General features: G+C 69.7%; 17 protein-coding genes. 5 read left to right on the top strand and 12 right to left on the bottom strand.

Features of this window, described 5'->3' with window-relative positions; translation table 11 throughout:
• Positions 1-65 precede the first annotated feature (65 nt).
• The gene (locus ABZS64_RS26290) at positions 66-1,865 is read left to right on the top strand and encodes a VanW family protein (RefSeq protein WP_355834426.1); all 1,800 of its coding nucleotides are present in this window, start codon (positions 66-68) and stop codon (positions 1,863-1,865) included.
• Between the two features lie 71 nt (positions 1,866-1,936).
• Positions 1,937-2,068, top strand: coding sequence for a hypothetical protein (locus ABZS64_RS26285; protein ID WP_355834423.1), 132 nt, complete (start codon positions 1,937-1,939; stop codon positions 2,066-2,068).
• 79 nt (positions 2,069-2,147) lie between these two features.
• Here ABZS64_RS26285 and ABZS64_RS26280 read toward each other — a convergent pair whose 3' ends face one another.
• From ABZS64_RS26280 to ABZS64_RS26255, 6 genes are all read right to left on the bottom strand, one after another.
• Positions 2,148-3,338 carry an MFS transporter gene (locus ABZS64_RS26280; RefSeq protein ID WP_355834420.1) on the bottom strand — a complete coding sequence of 397 codons (1,191 nt, stop codon included), beginning with the start codon at positions 3,336-3,338 and terminating at the stop codon, positions 2,148-2,150.
• Positions 3,339-3,525: 187 nt separating this feature from the next.
• On the bottom strand, positions 3,526-4,230 hold the full coding sequence (locus ABZS64_RS26275; RefSeq protein WP_355834417.1) for a cupredoxin family copper-binding protein: 705 nt from the start codon (positions 4,228-4,230) through the stop codon (positions 3,526-3,528).
• A complete protein-coding gene (locus tag ABZS64_RS26270; RefSeq protein WP_355834414.1) occupies positions 4,227-4,733 on the bottom strand; it encodes a hypothetical protein in 507 nt (168 codons plus the stop codon). Before ABZS64_RS26270 ends, ABZS64_RS26275 begins: the two co-directional genes overlap by 4 nt.
• Before the next feature lie 134 nt (positions 4,734-4,867).
• Positions 4,868-5,890, bottom strand: coding sequence for a cupredoxin family copper-binding protein (locus ABZS64_RS26265; RefSeq protein ID WP_355834411.1), 1,023 nt, complete (start codon positions 5,888-5,890; stop codon positions 4,868-4,870).
• Between the two features lie 41 nt (positions 5,891-5,931).
• Complete coding sequence (locus ABZS64_RS26260; protein WP_355834408.1) at positions 5,932-7,251, bottom strand: CopD family protein; 1,320 nt, start codon at positions 7,249-7,251, stop codon at positions 5,932-5,934.
• A gap of 1,378 nt (positions 7,252-8,629) precedes the next feature.
• Entirely contained in the window at positions 8,630-8,983 is a 354-nt protein-coding gene (locus ABZS64_RS26255; RefSeq protein ID WP_355834405.1) for a MerR family DNA-binding protein, read from the bottom strand.
• A 55-nt stretch (positions 8,984-9,038) separates the two neighbouring features.
• Between ABZS64_RS26255 and merB the strand changes: the two genes are divergently transcribed.
• Positions 9,039-10,001: an organomercurial lyase gene (merB, locus tag ABZS64_RS26250; protein WP_355834402.1), complete on the top strand. Its 963-nt coding sequence runs from the start codon at positions 9,039-9,041 to the stop codon at positions 9,999-10,001.
• 9 nt (positions 10,002-10,010) lie between these two features.
• On the opposite strand, the gene ABZS64_RS26245 is transcribed toward merB, so the two are convergent.
• Complete coding sequence (locus ABZS64_RS26245) at positions 10,011-10,349, bottom strand: hypothetical protein (protein WP_355834399.1); 339 nt, start codon at positions 10,347-10,349, stop codon at positions 10,011-10,013.
• Between the two features lie 228 nt (positions 10,350-10,577).
• A complete protein-coding gene (pstS, locus tag ABZS64_RS26240; RefSeq protein ID WP_355834396.1) occupies positions 10,578-11,696 on the bottom strand; it encodes a phosphate ABC transporter substrate-binding protein PstS in 1,119 nt (372 codons plus the stop codon).
• A 630-nt stretch (positions 11,697-12,326) separates the two neighbouring features.
• Between pstS and ABZS64_RS26235 the strand changes: the two genes are divergently transcribed.
• A complete protein-coding gene (locus ABZS64_RS26235; RefSeq protein WP_355834394.1) occupies positions 12,327-12,791 on the top strand; it encodes an ArsI/CadI family heavy metal resistance metalloenzyme in 465 nt (154 codons plus the stop codon).
• A gap of 353 nt (positions 12,792-13,144) precedes the next feature.
• On the opposite strand, the gene ABZS64_RS26230 is transcribed toward ABZS64_RS26235, so the two are convergent.
• Together ABZS64_RS26230 and ABZS64_RS26225 are read right to left on the bottom strand one after the other, a co-directional pair.
• Positions 13,145-14,362, bottom strand: a complete 1,218-nt coding sequence (locus ABZS64_RS26230; RefSeq protein ID WP_355834391.1) for a hypothetical protein — start codon at positions 14,360-14,362, stop codon at positions 13,145-13,147.
• Positions 14,363-15,569: 1,207 nt separating this feature from the next.
• The gene (locus ABZS64_RS26225; protein WP_355834465.1) at positions 15,570-16,706 is read right to left on the bottom strand and encodes a site-2 protease family protein; all 1,137 of its coding nucleotides are present in this window, start codon (positions 16,704-16,706) and stop codon (positions 15,570-15,572) included.
• A gap of 206 nt (positions 16,707-16,912) precedes the next feature.
• Here ABZS64_RS26225 and ABZS64_RS26220 point away from each other — a divergent pair, with 206 nt between their 5' ends.
• A complete protein-coding gene (locus ABZS64_RS26220; RefSeq protein ID WP_355834388.1) occupies positions 16,913-17,200 on the top strand; it encodes a hypothetical protein in 288 nt (95 codons plus the stop codon).
• A gap of 90 nt (positions 17,201-17,290) precedes the next feature.
• Here the strand turns inward: ABZS64_RS26220 and ABZS64_RS26215 are convergent, their stop codons facing one another.
• Both ABZS64_RS26215 and ABZS64_RS26210 read right to left on the bottom strand, forming a co-directional pair.
• Positions 17,291-18,550, bottom strand: coding sequence for a VWA-like domain-containing protein (locus ABZS64_RS26215; RefSeq protein WP_355834385.1), 1,260 nt, complete (start codon positions 18,548-18,550; stop codon positions 17,291-17,293).
• Entirely contained in the window at positions 18,547-19,809 is a 1,263-nt protein-coding gene (locus ABZS64_RS26210) for an AAA family ATPase (RefSeq protein ID WP_355834382.1), read from the bottom strand. The genes ABZS64_RS26215 and ABZS64_RS26210 overlap by 4 nt, the downstream gene beginning before the upstream one ends.
• Positions 19,810-19,853 lie beyond the last annotated feature (44 nt).

The raw sequence follows: 19,853 nt of genomic DNA, 5'->3' as shown, positions 1-19,853 counted from the left end.
TGTGCAGGTCTGGCTCCGGCTGGCCAAACGCACCTTTCCGGTCCGTCGGCGCTACAGGGAGAGACATGGGACGCGCACGCAGCAGAACCGTCAACTGGCGGGTGGTTCTGCCCGTCGCAGGTGGCGCCGTCGCGCTCGGCTTGGGTGGCCTCTACCTCACTGGACTCTCGGCCGGCGACGACATCGCCGATGGCACAACGGTGCGCGGTGTCGACATCGGCGGAATGGGCCGAGCAGAGGCCGAGCGGGTCCTGGACCGCAAGCTCGGGCCGGCCTTCGCGGCGCCCGTCGCGCTGAAGATCGGTGACCGTGTCGAGAAGGCCGATCCCGGCGCGCTCGGGCTGTCCCTCGACACTGCAGCGACCGTCGACCGTGCCGCGAGCGCCGGATCCGACCCGGTGACAGCGATCGGCAGGCTCTTCGCGTCCGACGGACGGGATGTCGAGCCGGTGGTACGCGTGGACGAGCAGCAGAGCCGGGCGGGCGTCGACCGTATCGCCGCCGCCACCAAGCGGCAGGTGCGGGACGGAGCGGTAGCGTTCGACAACGGCAGAGCGCAGGCCACCGCTCCGGTGACCGGCGTCACCGTGATCGCGGACGAGGCCCGGGACGCCATCCGCGACGGCTACCTCGACACGAAGCCTGCCACCCCCGTCGTCGTGCCGGTGAAGCAGACGCAGCCGCGTATCGGCCTGCACGAGACCGAGCGGGCCATGAAGGTGTTCGCCCAGCCCGCGATGTCCGGCCCCGTCACGGTGACTCTTGCCGACCAACGCATTTCCATGGCTCCCGCCACGCTCGGCAAGCATCTGACGATGAAGCCCGACAGCCGAAACCGACTTGTGCCGAGCCTCGACTCCAAGGGTCTGTTCGCCGACCCCGCTGTCTCCCGCCCGGTGCGGGACGCCTCCCACGGCCCTCGGGATGCCGTGCTCCGTCTCGACGCCGACGACCGCGTCGTGGTGGCCCAGGACAGCAGCGTGGGGCGGCACGTCACGGCGACGGCACTCGGCGATGCCGTGATGCCTCTGCTCACCCGCTCCGGCCCGGCCCGCACCGGCGAGATCGCCTCCCCAGCGGTCCAGCCGAAGCTCACGAGTGCATCCGCACAGCGGCTCGGCATCAAGGAGAAGGTCTCCTCCTTCACCGTCGCCTTCCCGGCCGCCCCCTACCGCAGCACCAACATCGGCCGCGCGGTGGAGCTCATCAACGGCTCGGTTGTCCTTCCCGGACAGGAGTGGAGCTTCAACCGCACGGTCGGCGAGCGCACGAAGGACAACGGCTTCGTCGAAGGCATCATGATCAACAATGGTCAGTACGTGAAGTCGCCCGGCGGCGGCGTCTCCGCGGTCGCCACGACCATGTACAACGCCATGTTCTTCGCAGGCGTCAAGCCCGTGGAGCACGGCGCCCATTCCTTCTACATCGAGCGCTACCCCGAAGGCCGCGAGGCCACGGTCGCGTGGGGCACCCTCGACCTCCGCTGGACCAACGATTCCGGTCACGCCCTCTACATCAAGGCCGAATCCACGGACACGTCGGTGACCATCACCTTCCTCGGTACGAAGAAGTACGACGAGATACGTGCGACCAAGGGGCCGCGCACCAACATCAAGCCGCCGGCCACGCGCACAGGCAGCGGCCCGACGTGCGAAGTCCAGACCCCTCTCGAAGGGTTCGACGTTTCCGTCGGCCGCGTCTTCGTGCAGGACGGCCGGGAAGTCAAGCGCGAAGGCTTCAAGACTCACTACACGCCTCGCGACAAGGTCACGTGCACCCCGGCGGCCCCGGCCTCCGCAGCGGCGGCGGGGCGATCGGACGCATCGCGCGCGCCGACAACGAGCGACAGCGCCCCCCTCGGCTGATTCGTATCCAGGGCCCGGGTGTTGCTCGAGCGCGCTCATGCCGTGGACGTCAGGTCCTAAGCTGTTCGGCTATGGGAGACGCTCCGCACGAGGTCAGCGCATGGCGCCAGGGACGCAACCCGCAGCGCCGGAAAATCGGGGTGCTCGGCTGGGCGTTGCTGGTCCTGGTCATGGTCGCGCTGTTCATCCTGGGGCCGCGCTGACTCCCGCCGTTGCGATGAGCTGCCCCACCCCTGCGAGGCCCACCGCCACGGCGCCCAACAGGGCCGCGTCCGTACGCGCTTAGGTTCTCGCCCGTACCGGCCGCCGGAGCAGGTAGACGGCCGCGGTCGAGACCAGGACGGCCATGCACGCGATGAACACCAGCCCCGCACCCTCCAGGCCGATCGGACCCGCGAGGACCCCCACACCGATCACCGGCACCGAGATACCCGCGTACGCAACCACGAACAGTGTCGAAATCACCGCCGCGCGCCGGTCCGCGGGAGACGCCTCGGCCACTGCGGACAGCGCCCCGCGAAATGCCAGCCCCTGACCGCCCCCGCCGACGAGGGCGCTCAGCACCACCAGCGGCAGCAGGTCCCAGCGCAGCGCGCCTGCGAGCAGTGCCAGCCCGGCGAAGAGTCCGGCGCAGCCCAGCGGCAGCGATCGGTCCACCCCCACCCGGCCGACTGCCAGTTGCCCGGCGGTCGAGGCGAAGAAGGCCAGCGCGACGACCAGCCCGCTCACGGCGTGGTTGTTCACGTTCAGGGACTGCGCAAGGAACGCCGGGCTGACCGACGTGAACACCCCGAACAGTGCGAACCCCACGAACGAGGCGATCGCCGCAGGCCCGAACACCGACCGCACCTGCGTGGGCAGCCCGGGTCGCTGCGGCCGTACAGTGCTCAGCGGCCGCCGCTCCCGTACGGTCTCCGGGAGCTGCAGCAGGACGGCTGCCGAACCGGCCACCAGCGCGAGGTGCACGGCGAACGGCAGGTACAGCGGCCAGGGGGCGTACTGCGCGAGCACTCCGGCGAGCAGCGGACCGCAGCCCAGCCCGCCCATGTTGGCGGCCGTCGCCACGAACGTGGCCCGGGAGGCGCCGCCGGGCGGTGCCAACTCCATCACGTACGCAGTCGCGGCCCCGGTGGCCAGGCCGGCGGACAGTCCCGACATCAGCCGCCCCGCATACAGCCAGCCCAGCCCGGTGGCGCACAGGAAGCAGACGGCGCTCGCCGCCGCGAATCCCAGGCCCGCCAGCAGCACCGGCCGCCTGCCCACGGCGTCCGAGGCGTTGCCCACCAGCAGCAGCACGCCGATGACCCCGAAGGCGTACACGGCGTACACGACGGTCACCGTCAGCTCGGAGAACCCGAACTTCTCCTGGTAGAGGCCGTAGAGGGGAGTCGGCAGCGTGGTGCCGGCCATGCACACGGCGAACACCGACCCGCTGAGAAAACACTGACGCCACCCTTGGCGATCACCGTCCATGCCGCCGACCGTAACCCCGCGCGCTGACCCGGCCCGGCCCGGCGTGCCCGGCGCGCCGCCGTACGGAAAAGCCGACCCATGGGCTCTCCTCGTTGCAAGGGCCGACCGCTTACGGCTCCCTCAGGGCAAGATCAAACAGCACGGTTTCCCAGCGTGACACGTGTGCACTCAGTGTCGTCCTTCGGGCTCACACGTCTCCGCTCCCTTCTGTACGCCGCGCGGCTGCCGAGCGGGAGCCGACCAGGAGCAGGCAAAGGACTGCGACTCCGGCGACGGCTCCGGTGAGGAGCAGCAGTGGCCGGAGGGGTGCGTTGGAGGCGGCGGGCTTGGGGTCGGGGGCGGCCTGCGTCTGGGCCGGTGCGGATGCGGAGGGTGGGGCGGAGGGCGTCGGCGAGCCTGCCGACGGGGAGGGCGGGCGGGTGCTTCTGCGGGGTGTGCCGGGCGGTGCGGCGGCGGACGTCTTGGCGTGTTGGTGCTCGGTGGGCTGGTGCGTGTGCGAATGGGTGGCCGCCGGCTTCGGGGCGGCGGCCGACTTCACGATGAGCTGTCCCGTCATGCCGGGGTGGACCGTGCAGAGGTAGCCGTATGTGCCAGGGCTGGTGAACGTGTGGCTCCAGCTGCCTCCTTTGTCGAGCATGGGGGAGTGGAAGGAATGCGGGCCGGATGTGGTCTTTACGTCGTGGGGTGCGGTGTCCTGGTTGGTCCAGGTGACGGTGGACCCAGCAGTGATGGTGAGGGTGCGCGGGCTGAACGCGTAGCCGGACATGCTGACTTGGTGGTGGCCTGCTGCCTGGGCTGCGGTGGACGGAAGGCCGATGAGGGCCGTCGCCACCAGCAGCATGGCCGCCACAAGGGCGCGCAGAAGGATGGTGGTCTTGGGGGTGGCGGTCACGTGAACTCCGCGGCGACGAGCAGACGCAGCCGGTCTGCGGGAAAGGTACGAGGCGGTGCGAAACCAGTGGCGGATCGCAGGTGGCGGTAGGGCACCTGGGTGGTGCCGGTGACCAGCAGCCGTTCGGCGGTGCAATCGACAACGCGCAGTGGCAGGCCGGTGGGGAAGGGCTTGCCGTGCAGCGTCAGCTCGCCGGGGCAGACGAGGCGGGCTCCGTCGTCGGACGGTTCGCCGCGATCGCTTTCGAAGACGAGTACGGAGCGCCGCAGCGGTCCGCCGGTGAGCTCCAGGCGCAGGGCGCAGCAGTCGGCGTCGGCAGGCACGGTCAGGACGGCGTCGGACGCGGTGAGGCGGCGGCGCAGGGTGACGAACGGGCCGTAGCGGGCGGTGAGTTCGACGATGCAGCGGCCGGGACCGGCGGTGTAGGTGCCGGGGCGGGGAAGCCTGCGCGGGCCGTCGGCGGACGACGGAACAGGGGGCAGGGGCAGGGTTTCGGTGGTCATCCGGGCACCTCTGTGGGCGGCGGAGGGACAATGGAGGGGTGGTGGGCCGGCCGACTGTGACTCGGCCGGCCCGCCACTCGTGCCTAGGTGGTCCTCGGCAGGACCCGGTGGTCCTCAGCGGGGTTCGATGACCCTCAGCAGGACTCCGTGAGGTACTTCTCGGTAGGGGCAAGCAGGTGCTCGGCCCATACGGTGTGTGTCTTGACGTACGCGTCGGGGTTGAGGATGTCCTGGATCTGCTGGCCGGGCGATTCCTCCAGGTGTGCGGACTTGACGTGCTGCAGCAGCACGCTCAGCGTCCCGTCGACGGTGGCGCCGCCGCCGTCAACCGCCGGTGTGAGGACCGATTCGAGCCAGACCGTGTGCATCTTGATGTAGCTGTCGAGCTTCAGCGCGTCCTGGATCTGCTCGCCGGGCGACTCCTCCAGGTGAGCGGACTTGAGGTGCTGAAGGATCGGCAGCAGAACCTGCTGGACGCTGTGACACTGATCGTCGGAACCACTGCCACCGGTCGAGCCACCGCCGCTCGTCGCACCTCCCGAGTGGCTGCCGCCGGAGTCGGAGCCGCCGGACGTGCCACCGGTGTGGCCACCGGATGAACCGCCCGTACCGCTCCCGCCGGTCGACCCGCCACCGGAGGCCGAACCCCCGGAGCCGGAGCCCCCCGTGCCCGATCCGCCGGAGCTGCCGGAGCCGCTGTCGACGACGGTGATCTGCGCCTTCATGTCCGGGTGCACGGCGCAGTAGTACGAGTACGTGCCGGCCTTGGTGAAGGTGAACGACCAGCTCTCGCCCTTTTCCAGGTTGCCGGAGTCGAACTTCTCCGGGCCACTGGTGGTCGTGACCGTGTGCGGCGCGGAGTCCTCGTTGACCCACGTCACGGTCTCGCCGACGGCGACCGTCAGCTTTGGTTCTGCGTAGGCCATGTTCTTGATCACGATGGTGTGATCGGCTGCCTTGTCCGACGCGGCCGCGGGCTGCTGCGCCGCCTGCTGCGCGGCGGGGACGGCGGTGACCGCCGCCGGGGCTCCGCTCGCCGACTGCAGCAGCGCCAGACAGGTCACGGCGGTGACCGCGGCGGCCAGTCCGCCGATCAGTAGGGCGCGATTGCCCCGCCGGGATGGCGCCCTGCGGCGCCGGGTGTCTTCATCATGCATGACAGCACAAACTCCTTGCATAGAAAGGACAGTTGGGACGGTCAGCGGCCGGGGGCGGCCGTGACGAGCAGACTCGCCGCGACGAGGACGGCAAGCACGAGGCCCGTCTCCGCCGCAACCGAGTAGACGAAGGGCCGCACGGTGGCGCGATCGCCCCGCAGCAGTACGGCGATGTCGAGCCGGGTGCGCACCCAGCTCCGGCTGCGCTGCGCGACGAGCAGCACGATGGCAAGCAGTGCGACCTTGACCAGCAGCAGCCGCCCGTACGACGTGTCGAACAGCGCCCCGAAGGACCCGAGGACCTGCCAGGACAGCACCACTCCGGCCGCCGCGACGGCCGCAACCGACGCCCCGGCGAGCGTGGAGTAGCGGTGCACGACCGCGGCCAGCTCGTCAGGTCGGCGCCGCGGCAGTACGCCGGTCAGCAGCGGCACGAGACCGCCGATCCAGAGCGAAATGCCCAGCAGGTGCACCAGATCGGCGGCCGCGCCCCAGCCGGGGTGGGTTCCCTCAGTGCCGTGGCCGGACATGCCGACCGTGCGCAGCAACCCGAGGCAGACCACGGCTGCGCCCACCCGCCAGCCCGGCGAGCGTGCGGCCCGCTCACCGCCCTGCAGCACGGCGCCCAGTACGACGGTGGCCAGCAGCCAGAGCAGTGCCCGCGCGGCCCGTGCGACCCCAGCCTCGCCGGCCAGCGCATCGGCGTACGTCACCGGGTCGAGGGCGTCGCCGAGCGATCCCATGGAGGCGTAGGCGCCCTGCAGCCCGGTGCCGGCCACCGTTGCCGCGAGCCCGCACGCCCAGGCGAGGGTGAGGACGGTGCGGGCGCGGCGGTCCTCGCTGCCCTGCGGCCATATCAACGTGAGGAATCCGAGGCCGCCGACGAACAGCGCGAGGGCGAGGTATTCGATCCACCGTGCGGCCGTGACGTAGTCCCGCAGCGTGGAGGAGGGCGTCGGGACGCTGTCCTCGCCGCCCCCGCTCGTGGTGGCGGCGTCGGCGCGTAGCTGGAAGGAGAGCCTTCCTGCGGTGGTGTGGCCGTCGTGTTCGTCGGTCACTTGCCACACCAGGGTCAGCCGTTTGCCCGCGTCGCCCACGGACTTCGGGACGGCGACCACGACGGCCTGGGGGTGCCGGGCATCGGGCCGGGTGACTGACAGCTTCCTGCTGCCCGCTGTCACGCGCACGTCCGCCGGATCGACCGGCTCATTGAAGGTGAGCCCTACGGAGCTCGGGGCGTGGTCGAGCCGGGCGCCGTCCTTGGGCGTGGAGGTGAGTTCGGTGTGGGCGGACGCCGCGGGCGCGCACAGCAGCACAGCGATGAGCGCGAGCAGGACAACGCTCGCTCGGCGGACGGTCATGGCGTCGCCTCCGCGCCGGCGCCCGGCACGACAGGGGACACGACGCCGGGCATAAGGCCGGTGCACAAGGGCGGATCCGAGGCCGCCGCTGTGTACGAGGGCGAGGCCGAAGCCGAGGGGGTGCCCGGCACGACGAGGCTGTCCAGCAAGCCCTGCACGGGCGCGACGACACCGTTGAGCAGGGGCTGTACGAGGTGCACCTCGCCGTCCTGGCACGCCTGCGGCTCGGACGGAGAGGGAGTGGGTGACGACGGCGCGCCGGGGCCGGTCGAATGGCCTGAGTGGCCTCCAGGTTGAGAACTGTGATCGTGCGCGGATCCCTCGTGGGGCGCCTCCGCCACCGGCAACATCGCACCTGGGCCACCGTCTTGCCACCCGCTACCAGTGCCGGGCACATCTGTTGCGGGTGTATCCGGCTCTGCGGCGCCTGCGGCGGGCGGCGACACCGACGGGTAAGTAGCGGGCGGTGGGGCACTGTTCACGGCGCCGGCCCCCGGAGCGCCGATGCCGGAGGCGTATCCAAGGACAACGACCACCGCCGCGACAAGCACACCCGCGACGACCTCGTCACGGTGATCCGCCGGCCATGACGCCCTGGGAATGAAGGGCATGGGCACTCCTGTCGTCGTCACATGAGTAGCGATGCGAAGGAGTGGAGCGGTGCGACGATTCCCCGGCACTACGCGTCAGTTAATCGAGGGTGCATTACCCCTCTCTCAACACTTGTCTCCCCTGTGAGAACGGACAGCTCTACCGAACGCCCCGCATTAACACCCGTGAAGGAACGGTGAATTCGAACGCGCTTCGGGTATCTCTTTTCAGAATCACCAACTATGCATATGCCGCCCGATTTTGAGGCCGAGCCTCGGTCGTTTCCGGGACGGGATCGGCCGGCCCCAAAACGCCGTGCCGGGGGCGCGGCAGCCCGGCGGGGCGCGCGATTGCGGCACAGAGCCTCCTGGCAGGGGTGCCGGAGGGGCCGGGGGCGCCATGGCCCCGCGACTGAACCGACCTGGAAGCAGGCGCTGTCGCCGGGAGTGGGCGGCAGGCGAGGGGGAAGTCCGCTTTGATTCCCAAGGATTCGAGGTCGTATTCGGCGATCTGTACGTTTCCGCGGGACCGCACAGGAATGCCTCGTCGATGCCATCCAATCAACCTTCCCGGCCGGATCGCGGAATAGGTCCGTCGAAAGGTTCGGCAGGGGTGACCGGCTGAAGGTGACCTGGCAACGGCTGGAAGCCTGCTTCTGCGGCGCGGCATCCCTGGCCGCAGTGCCGCGATGCCAGTGGTCGCCGCCGACCTCGGCGCCGACGCAGAGGTCGTCGACCGGATGCGCCACGCATACGACAAGCCCCGCGAGCTATGTGGATCAGAAGCGTCAGGACGGCCGGGTGAGGATCCTGCAGATGTCGTCACTCGTGCATGTCGATGGGTCGGTTTCGGCGGCACGTTGGGCGAATCCGCGGAGGGCGGCGCGGGTATTGCGGAGTTCGGTGAGGCGGCGTTCGATCTCAGCGAGGTGCTCGTTGATGAGAGTCGTGACGTGCTCACAGGGGGCTTCGCCGCTGTCGCGCAGCACCAGGACGGAACGGATCTCTGCGAGTGCGAGACCGGCGCTCTGGGCAGCCCGGATGAACGCCAGCCGTTTTGTCGTCTCCAGCGGGTAGTCGCGGTAGCCGCCGGGGGTACGGGGCGGAGCAGGCAGCAGAGCCCGGCAAGATCCGAACGACACCCCCTAGCCCTTGACCTTCCAGTCTGCTGGAAGGTCTACCGTCGGTTCAGAGGCGATGAGCTGGGAGGACGCCACGATGCAGATCACCGTGCTGGCGGTCCCGGGGTGCCCGAACGCCCCCGTGGTACGGGAGCGGATCAGGGCCGCGCTGGACGGCCGTCCCGCGGACTTGGACCTGGTCGAGGTACACGACGAAGCGGAAGCGGCGCGGCTGGGGATGACCGGTTCGCCAACCGTCCTGCTCGATGGCGTCGATCCCTTCGCCGCGGCCGGGACAGCGGTGCCCACCGTCTCGTGTCGGCTCTACCGGGACATGGACGGCAGGGTGGACGGCGCCCCGAGCGTGGCCGCCTTGAGGCAGGCCCTCGCGGCGGAGGTTGATGTACTGGATCCGATCGGGAGGGGCGGCCGGGGACGCCTCGCACCGGTCAGCGGGGGTCTGCGGGCGGTGCAGCAGGCAGTGTTGCGGCACTTCGCCGAGGCAGGTGCAGCACCCGCGCCTGCCCTGTTGGAGCCGGTTTCGGCGCCCTTCGGCCGCAGGGCGGGCGAGGTGCTGGCCGAACTTGCCCGCGAGGACTTCGTGACCTTGGACGAGGCAGGACGGATTCGGGCTGCGTATCCGTTTTCCGCCCGGCCAACGCGGCATCGCGTACGGATCATCGGCGGCCCGGAGGTGTGGTCGATGTGCGCCATCGACGCACTGGGCGTCGGAGCGATGCTCGACACAGACGTGGTGGTCTCCTCGTCCGACCCGATGACCGACGCGCGAGTGACGATCACCGTCCACGACGGACAATCGACTTGGGAGCCGGCTGACGCCGTCGTATTCGTCGGACGTCGCGCGTGCTCAGGGTCCGCGGCCGCGGTCTGCTGCGATGCGCTGAACTTCTTCACCGGTCGCGCGTCGGCAGCCGCATGGGCAATTCGTCATCCGGATGTCACCGGTCGCGTTGTCGATCAGGCGCGTGCCGAGGAGCTCGGGAGGCAGACCTTCGGTCTCTTGCTCTCCGAGGGCTGATCCGCAGGTTCAAGCGATGGCGGCCGCGCCATCCGGTGGGTCCTCGGGCAGCGGCAGTGCAATCGCCCCACCCGGCGGGCACGGCTTCGGCCGACGTGGCTCGCGGACGCCCGCGCCGCCCGGCCCCGGGCCGCCAGGTCCGCCGCAGGACGGTGCGAGCCGCAGCACCCGCACGGTGGCCGCCAGCCATACCAGCACGATCACTCCGGCAGCCGCACCGGTCGCCGCCAGAACTCCGGCCACCCCGCCACCGATCAGCAGACCCGCAACGGCGGCAACACCCCAGAGGAACCGGCGAAAACAACCACGGTACGTCACCACCGTGCGCCCCAGGTGGGTCACCGTCATCGCCCCCTGCCACGCGGTGCACGGGCGCCGCCCGCACTGCGTGCAGGCCGTGCATCTGCCACGGCCGCAGTCCTGCCGATCCGGGGACTTCTTGAACACGGCGATCTCCGTCCGGGGTGGCGAAGCGAGCCTCTCCGTCCAGAGTGTTCCTGCACTGCCGGCGCGGCAAGCATTTCGCGGCACACGCTGCCATGACCTGCTCGCCGCCGACCCGTGACGCCTGCGCTGTCAGGACAGGCTGCCGACGATCCGGCGGACCTGGTCGGCCACGTCTTTCGGCAGTGGGGCGTAGTGAATCCGGGAGAGGTCCTTCTGGCCGTCTTCGCTCGCGGTGTAGGTCAGGAAGGACTTGAGGGCTGGCAGGACTTCGGCGGGGGTGCCTCTGTCGCAGACGATCTCGTACGTGACCAGGACGATGGGGTACGCGTCGGCGGCTTTGGTCTTGTAGTCGAACTTCAACGTCATGTCCTTGCCGGTGCCGGACACGTGGCCTGCGGCGATACCGGCTGAGGCAGACTCGGCGGAGACGGTGACAGGCTTGGGCGCACCCGTGTCGAGTCTGACGGTCGGGATTTTGTTGCCCTTGGCGAAGGAGAGCTCGAAGTAGCCGATGGCGCCGTCAGTGCCGGCTACCTGAGATGCCACGCCGTCGGAACCGGCCGCGGAGTTGCCTCCCTTGGCCTGCCAGGTTTTCTCCTTGGGATAGGGCCACTCGTCCTGCGCCGCCCCTGCGAGATAGGCGTTGAAGTTCTGGGTCGTGCCCGACCCGTCGGAGCGGTGCACCGCGCTGATGGGGGTCGGAGGCAGTCGCAGGCCAGGGTTGAGGCGCTGGATGGCCGGAGCGTTCCATGCCGTGAGCTCCGAGTTGAAGATCTTCGCGAGGGTGGGGGCGTCGAGTACGAGGTTGTCCACGCCTGCGATGTTGTAGCCAACGGCGATGGGGCCGCCGACCATGGGCAGATCGATGGCTCTGCCCCCGGGACACACTCCACGGGAATCCTCGATCTCGTCCGGCTTCAGCGTGCTGTCGGTCCCGCCGAGCGCAGTCGCCCCGCGCAGGAACTGGGCGACACCGGCGCCGGAGCCGACAGGCACGTAGCGGATCTGCACCCCGGGGCAGGCGTTTTGGTACTCCTGCATCCAGTGCGTCATGGCGTTCTGCTGTGCGGTGGAACCGGACGCGGCCAACTGCCCGCTCTTCGCGCACGCGATGCGGCTGTTCGGTGCCTTGGTGGGCGATCCCTCGTCGTCCGCGGCGCCGTGCCCACAGGCGGAGAGGAGCACGGCGCCCGCCACTGTCACACCTGCGGCGAGCAGACGCTTGCGGCTCGTCAGTCGATGCTGCATCCGTGTTTCCTTCCAGAAGCCGGAAACTTGGATGGTCGGCTATGCGTGGGTGCCTGTGGTGACGTGTTGGTGAACACCAGCCGTCGTTCTGCCGCTTGTTGCGAGGCGTGCGTGTTTTGCCCGGCCGGAGGCGGGCGTCCGCGTGACTGCCATGGCGCCGTCCAGGGTGCTGGTTCGCGGCAGGCACCGCAGGCGGCTTCGAAGGCACGCGGCCCGCCAAGGCCTCGACCGCTTACGCCGGCGGCATCCTGCTGACCCGGAGACATCAGTGCCCGCGTCGATGTGGCCCATCGCTGCCGGTACGGACGGCTCGATACTCCGCCGCCTGTTTTGATGTATGTCTATGTTGACGTTCGTCGAAGCAGGTGCAATGCTGGCTGCACAGGCCATCGACGGCTGTCGAACCAGAATCGGGAGCCCTCGTGACTGTGCCGATTACCGAGACGTCCACCACCGACCTGCCCAGCGTGGCGATCGGAGCGGGCCCGATCGGCCTGGCTGCCGCCGCCCACCGAGATCGGAGCCTGCGAAGGCGCGGGCCTGTTCGACGAACCCGACGCCACCAAGGCAGACAGCAAACGGCGGCTGCTGACGCCACACCCCATCCAGCCAACCAGCAGGAGGCTCGTCATGTCCCGCGTACAGCTCGCCCTCCGTGTCCCTGACCTCGCCGCGTCGATCGCCTTCTACACGAAGCTCTTCGGCACCGAGCCCGCCAAACTCCGCGACGGCTACGCCAACTTCGCCATCGCAGAGCCCCCGCTCAAGCTCGTCCTGATCGAAGGCACAGCGGGTGAGGACACCCGCATGGACCACCTCGGCGTCGAAGTCGAAACCACCGACGCCGTCCACGCCGCCACCACCCGTCTGGGCGAGGCCGGCCTGGCCACCGCCGAGGAGAACGACACCACCTGTTGCTACGCCCTGCAGGACAAGGTCTGGGTCCACGGACCCGGCAGGGAACCCTGGGAGGTGTACGTCGTCAAGGCCGACGCCGACACCCTCGCCAAGCAGCAAAGCAGCACGTGCTGCACCGACCCGGCCGCAGCCGACAGCAGCACGGGCGAACCGGTCGCCGCAGGCGGCTGCTGCTGAACCGACTTTGACCGACCTTCACGCCAACGAGGCCACGACCGGAACAGGGGACCGGTCGCGGCCTCGCGCCGCTCACTACAAGCTCGTGTTCACCGCTCGGGCGGCGGCCGACAAAGGGCCCCCGCCATGGCGCCCCACCCGCTGGACGAGACCCTCAACCGGCGGCATGCCCGCCAGTTCGGCCATACCCATCGACGCCGGGATGGCCACCGCGGACACTGACAGCCCGCCAAGCCGTCCTTGCGGAGGCGGCAGTGCGGCGTGTGCCGCAGATCGGCGAGGCCGGGAAAGCCGTGCCGAGGAGTACCACTCCCGCAGGCCACTGAGCACCTTCTGCAGGACGGCCACGAAGACTACTGCCCGTCGGCGTGCCCAGACGGCTCCGCGTTCCGGCCGGTTGCCGCCAGCAGCGCCAGTACAGCGAGCACGGCGAGGAGGATGATCACCATCAGCAGGACCGTCAGCACCGTCGGGTGGTTCCACAGCGCGAAGATCAGCGCGATCACGAGCAGCACACCAATGGTGAGCCACCGCCGCTGGGCGTCCACCCAGGTGCCCACCTTCCCCGTATGCACCCCGTGAGCACCGCCCCAGCGCGCGGCGGAGTCGGCCGTACGGTCGGCCTTCCCGCGCACAGCACGCGGCAGCCGGCCCGAGCCGGACAGATAGGCGCCGATTGCCACGACCACGCCGAGCACGAGCGCCGTACGGACACTCACCCGCAGGAAGTGCACCAGCGTGTCGAAGATCGCGGCCGCCGCCTGTGGGGACTGCACCTGGGCGGGCAGGTGGTCGAGGTAATAGTGGCGGGCGATCACCAGACCGATGGCGACGATCAGACAGGCTGCAGCCGCGCAGAGGGTCGTGGTCACCAGGGCCCGGCGGCGCCGCCGGGCGAGCAGTACCCCGATCGCCCCGAGCACGACGGTGATCACGGGCAGCCAGTTGCCGATGACATCGAGCGCGTGGACCGCGCCCTTGATCTTGTCCAACTTGTCGGACTGGAAGAGCACCATCTGCTTGTTGACCTCGGGGATCTTCGCGGCCGGGGCGATACCGGCGTTCACGAGGTCCTGCTTGACCTTGTCCACGGCTGTGCCGACATTGAGGGTGACGGTGCCGCCGCTCACTTCGACCGCGCCCCGGCCCTCACCGGTGAGCACATGCACGACGGCCGAGTGGGCGGCCCGGTTGGCCTCGGTCCACACGGTCTCGAACTTGTCGCTGTCGACGAAGCGGGTCGCCACCTTGGTGACAGCCTGGTCGACAGCCGAGTCCAGCTGTGGGCCCAGCGCCTTGATCGCAGCACCGACGCGTGGCGGCAGACCCTGGGACTCCAGCCACGCCGCAACGTCCGACGTGACCTGGCTGCCGTCAACCCGGACAGCGACGGCCTTGGTGATGCGGTTGACGGCGGCAGCCTCGATCGCCGGGTCCGAGGCGAGCGGGGAGACCGTGTCCACGTACCGGTCGGTGTCCAGCACGATGTCGTGCACCCAGACGGTTAGCAGGGAGACCGGTACGAGGATGCAGGTGAGCGTGATCAGCACGGCCGAGACGGTGCTCTTCACGATCCGCCCGGCACGCGAACCTTTCCGGGCCGACGGCGACGGGACATGAGGTGCACCGTCAGAAGGCTTGGGCGACTCCGGCGGCGCATTCATGGCACTCCCTGGGACGACTGCGGCGGAACTGCCACTTGCCTCCATTGGATACGCACCGTAGTGGTATGTGCATCTTGGGTTGCGCCCTCCGGGCGACCGCCCGTGGGCCTTTCGGTTGGCTCGCTGGTGCTCGGAGGAAACGTGAGCGGGCGGCGGGGGCCTCTTTCTCCGGCTGCCTGCACCGGCGAGGCGGCCGGTGGAACGAAGATCACCCACTTCGGGTGATCACGACAGCCCTCCTCAATCGCAGTCCTGAGACATACGCGACTCAGCCCGACAGTGGAAGCGGTACACCGCGCTCGACAGGGGTGCTGGGCTGGTCGCCAACTGGCTGGGGCGTGTTGGGGGTTAGAGGCTGGACGCGATGGCTGTGAGGAGCGCCATCGCGAGCGGCGAGCACGGTCCGGCCCCGGCGCGACCGCGCCCCGCCCCCGGGGCTGCTCGCATCAGGCTGCCCACTCCTGCGCTGCCTCCACACCTCAGTCGGCCAAGGTCCGGGTGCGCGCGAAGCGGCGCGCGCCGGACCGGCCGATCGTCCAGACGATCCGTTACTGCGGTGAACTGGTCCGCTCGGCCCGTCATCTGTCCTGCGCGATGTCGTTCAACAAGGGTGCTGTTGGCCCGATGTAACGGATGGCTTCTGTGCCGCGCAGCCTGTTCATCTGTCCGCACTGTGGAGCTGACGGTCACCTTCGCAAGGTCATCCGTAGACTTGGTTCCCGCTCCCGGCCGCCGGCGGGGAGCAGGCCGTAGTTCGAAGGAAGGACCTTGTCACCGTGAGCTTCGCGGACCGATCAGACGCCCCCATCTATGCACAGCTCGTAGACGAGCTCGGGGACGCCCCGGCCGAAGCACGCCGGACAGCCGAGCAGACACAGCGAGAGCTCGAGCGGACGATGGACTTCAACGGCGTGCAACCGTACGGGTTCAGCTGAGGCACCGGAGGGTGGGCGTCGCGAGACATTCGTGACGTCCGCTGTCCGGGAGAATGCGTCGTCCTCGACGACGGCCAGGTGCTTGAGCAGCCCGCCCAGCTTGATCGAGGAGGCGCCGGCGGTCGCTGTCAGGCCGCGAACCTACTGGTGGGCCACCAGCGGGTCCAGAGACACCGCTGTCACGCTGCTCGGCTGTGCCCCTGGGCCCCTAGCGTGTGCCGCTGCATCAGTCGTGAAATGTCCTTCGCGGTGACGATCCCCACCAGATGGGCCCCGTCCACGACGAGGATGCACATGCCGGCCCGGCGGAGCCTGTCGACAGCCTCACTCAGAAGATCATTCGGAGCGGCAACCGTGCACTGAGACAGCGGGATCGCCACCTCGCGCACGCGCAGGTCCTCCCGGCGCGCTGCCGGTATTCCAGCAAGCCTGCGTATCTGAACGATCCCGCTGGGACGGCCTTCGAAATCGAGCAGGGGCACCGCCGAATGGTGGGACTTCACAGCCACCTCGTCGACAAAACGCTGGGCGGTCAGCCAGTCGGCACCGGTCGTCACCGGGCTGGACATTGCATCGGCCACCTTCACCCCCCGCAGAGCCGTGTGGATCACGGCGCGCTGCCGTTCCGCCCCGGCGACGACTGTGATGAAGAGACCGACGAAGGCGAGCCACAGCCCGCCCGGCGCCCCGCGCAGGAGGAGGACCCAGCCGAAAGCCATCAGCAGCACGCCCATCACCTGACCGCTGCGGGAAGCCGCCCGATCCGCGCGTTCCCGGTCACCGGTGCGCCACCACAACAGCGCCTGCAGCACCCTTCCGCCGTCGAGCGGCGCAGCCGGCAGCAGGTTGAAGGCGCCCAGGAACAGGTTCGCCCAGCCGAGCCACATCAGCACGGCGGCGGGCACCGCCCAGCCGGACGTCAGGTGCAGCACGATTCCCGCTCCGAGCGCGGCGCCTCCGATGAGCAGGCTGGCGAGGGGGCCGCTGACGGCGACCGCGAAAGCCACTGCAGCGGTCTGCGGTCGTCCCATCCGGGTCATTCCGCCCAGCGCCCACAGCGTCACATCCTGTACCGCGATCTTCTTCCTGCGGGCAGTCGCAGCGTGTGCCGTCTCGTGGAGCAGGAGGCTGCCCATGAGCAGCAAGGCCCCTACGGCACTGGCGAAGGTGTACACGGCATCTGAGCGCCCTGGAGTCCATGCGGGGAGGGTCTGGCGGCCAAGACCGTATGCGAACAGGACTACCAGCAGCGGCACGCTCCAGTGCATCCGCAGCGGCACCCCGACAATCTGTCCGACACGGACCGAGCCGTTCATCGTCGTCTCCTGCCGGCCGGCACTCGGTTCACCGAGCAGAACCTCGCGATCTGCACTCCGTAAACCGATCAGCACCGGACCTCCTTCAATTGTCGCTCTCGAAATCCCCCGCAGTCGGCCAGGGGCATCCGGAAGGGCCGCTCACTCCTCGTTTCCGTGAGCCCGGATTTAGGCTGGAGCTACCGGCAGCAATGTGGAGGTGCGTCATGGGGCACAGCCACCACTTCCACCTGGATCAGGGTGACCACTCGATCTCCGTGAACGTGGGGCCCGGAAAGAACGGAGAGATCGAACTCCTGGTCAACGGCAAAGTAGTCGCGTTTCAGAAGGAGCACGGCTCCGGGACAAGCCTGCTGAGCGGCGAACTGCCCGAAGAGCCCGCCCGCCCGTTCCGGGTCCGAATACGCCAGCCGCACCTGGTCCCGTCCATCCTCAGATGCACGCTGGAGCTGGACGGCGTGGAGCAGCCCATGCCGGAAAGGTCCATGCTTTGAATCCTCCCCCTCCTAAAGGAGGGGGACCGGTCACGGTTTCGAGGTCAGTGAAACATCGGAAGAGATTCGTCTGCGCCATGCTGAGGGGGCTTACCGAGCAGCGGGAGCCGACCCGATGACCACCACTCGTGCCCACTCGGGCGGTGAGTCCGGCACGTAGTCGGGATCGTCCTCGTCCCACGACCTGGCTGCCTGCTGCCGAGGGAACAGACCCACCACCGTCCGGCACGGTGGTCGCGTGTCCGGCCAGGGCGTCTGCCCGTCGGTCAGGACCACGATGACGTCTGGTCGGGGCCGCGCTCGGAGCGCCGTGGCGAAGCCCGTTCGCAGATCCGTACCGCCACCGCCCAGCAGCGGTATTCCCTCGGCACGGCACAGCGGGTGCACCATCTGGGCCGCCGCGTCGCACGGCACCACGGTGATCTGGTCGCGACGGCCGCCCACGGCACGGGAGATCGCGGCAACTTCAAGGAGCGCGCTGCCCAGTTCGGTGTCACTGACCGACCCGGATGTGTCGATGACGACGGCGACCCGGGGCGGCCTGCGCCGGAGGCTCGGCAGAACAACGCCGGGCACCCCGGCCGAGCGCCGCGACGGGCGCCCGTGGGTGTAGTCCTCGCCCACGCCGGGGCCGGAGGCGGCCGAGCGGAGCGCCGCTCCCAGCAACTCCCGCCACGGCTGCGGTGGGTGGAACGCCTCCTCGGCCCACCGTTGCCACCCCTTGGGGGTGTTCCCCGGACGGGCGGTGATGCCCTGAGCCACCCGGAATCGGACGGCGTCCCGTTCCTGCTCGCTGAGGCCGTGTGCGCCATCCGGTCCCAAGTCCCATTCCCGCTCCAGTCCGTCGGCGCCGCTGCCGCAGTCCAGCCAGGCCATGCTCTGTGTACGCGGCCCGAGGCGGAACTGGCGCAGGTAGTCCTCCATGAGTTCGCCCTCGGGCAGCCCCAAGGACACCGGCTCGACAGCGCCTTCGGGCCGGACCAGCCCGTCACCGAACGCGTCGTCGTTGATCTCGCAGTCGGCGGCGATGTTCATCCGCAGCCGCTCGGCCGGGCCGGTCAGCCCGCGCTCCCGCGCGACACGGTCACTGCGCCCGTGATGGTCGCGCAGGAGGTGCGATACCTCGTGCACCCATACCCCGGCCAGTTCCTCCACCGGTGTCCGGTCCACGAAGACCGGCGAGACGTAGCACCGCCAGTGCCTGTCGACGGCCATCGTCGGTACCCGCCGCGACTCCACGGTGTGCAGGGCGAACAGCGCCGTCGCCAAGTAGGGCCGGACCCGGACGGCGTGCAGCCGGGCGGCGAAGAGCTTGTCGAGGTCCAGTGTCCCCGGTGTGCCCGGGATCATCGGCCGGCCTTCGCGGCGACCGCGGTGCGAGCCGCGGCGTGGTCTGCTCGCCGGGACAGGGCCACTGCTCCGGCGAGCCGCTCGATCGATGCCGGAACGTCCCAGTCCTCGCGGCGCAGCGTGGCGAGGGTGGTCGCGGGGACGACCACCAGGTCCGGGGCTCCGGTCTCCAGCGCCCGGACCAGAAGCGCCCATGCCGCGTCCCAGCGGGATTTCTCCGGGCGCTTGCGGACCGCCGCGACCACACCGTCGAGTACGGCTTGGCGCAGATCCCCCCGCTCGGGCAGCGCGGCACCCTCCGGGTCGGCGAGCAGCACCTCGGGGTCCGGGAGGTCCATCCGGTCCAGGCTTGCCAGCAGCTCCAGCCCCGGACCGTCCCCCACGGTGCCTCTGACCAGCAAGGAAAGTACTTCTCGGGAGGAGTTGGCCGCGGTCGCGAAGGCAATCAGGCACAGGGTCATGTCCCAGCTTCGTGGTGACGGCCAGGGGCCGCCCCGGCGGGTTTCATTGCTGGGCAGCCGGTGTACGAGCGCAGGGCGGGCGGAGAGGAGCCCGCACACCGCACGGCGGGCGAAGTCCACGGCCTCTGACAACTTCGCCGGGACGAGCCGTGGCAGTGTCGCCCGGGGCCACGTCCCGCCGAGGCCGCGTACCACGACCTCGTGGTCGTGGGTCCACTGAAGATGAACGAACCGGTTGGCCAGCGGCGGGCTGAGCTCCCAGCCGTCGGCCGCCGAGGATCGCGGATTGGCGGCGGCCACGATCCGGACCTCGGGCGGCAGTTGCAGGGCGCCGATCCGCCGTTCGAGCACGAGGCGGAGCAGCGCGGCCTGAACGGCCGGTGGCGCGGTGGACAGCTCGTCCAGGAACAGCAGCCCTCGGCCGGCCCGTACGAGTCGAACTGCCCAGTCCGGCGGGGCCATCGGGACACCCTGTTCTGCGGGGTCGTCTCCGACGATGGGCAGCCCCGAGAAGTCGGACGGCTCGTGCACGCTGGCGATGACTGTGGTCAGCGGAAGGTCCAGGGCCGCGGCAAGTTGCGTCAGGGCCGCGGTCTTGCCGATCCCCGGCTCACCCCACAGGAGGACGGGTAGGTCGGCGGCCACGGCCAGGGTCAGGGCCTCCAGTTGTGTGTCGGGGCGCGGTTCGGTGGTGATGTCGCGCAGCAGGGTCAGCAACTCGCCGGCGACGTCGAGCTGGGGGGCGTGGGCCGGGTCGGAAGTGGTGGCGGTTGCGGAGAACGGGCTGTATGTGGGCATGTTTGATCACCTTTGGGTTCGTTGTGGGCCGAGTCGGGGGCAGG

The sequence above is a fragment of the Streptomyces sp. NPDC005408 genome (assembly GCF_040606445.1).
Lineage (GTDB): Bacteria > Actinomycetota > Actinomycetes > Streptomycetales > Streptomycetaceae > Streptomyces.
The sequence above is the reverse complement of the archived record's forward strand: the minus strand, read 5'-3'. Positions and strand labels throughout refer to the sequence as shown.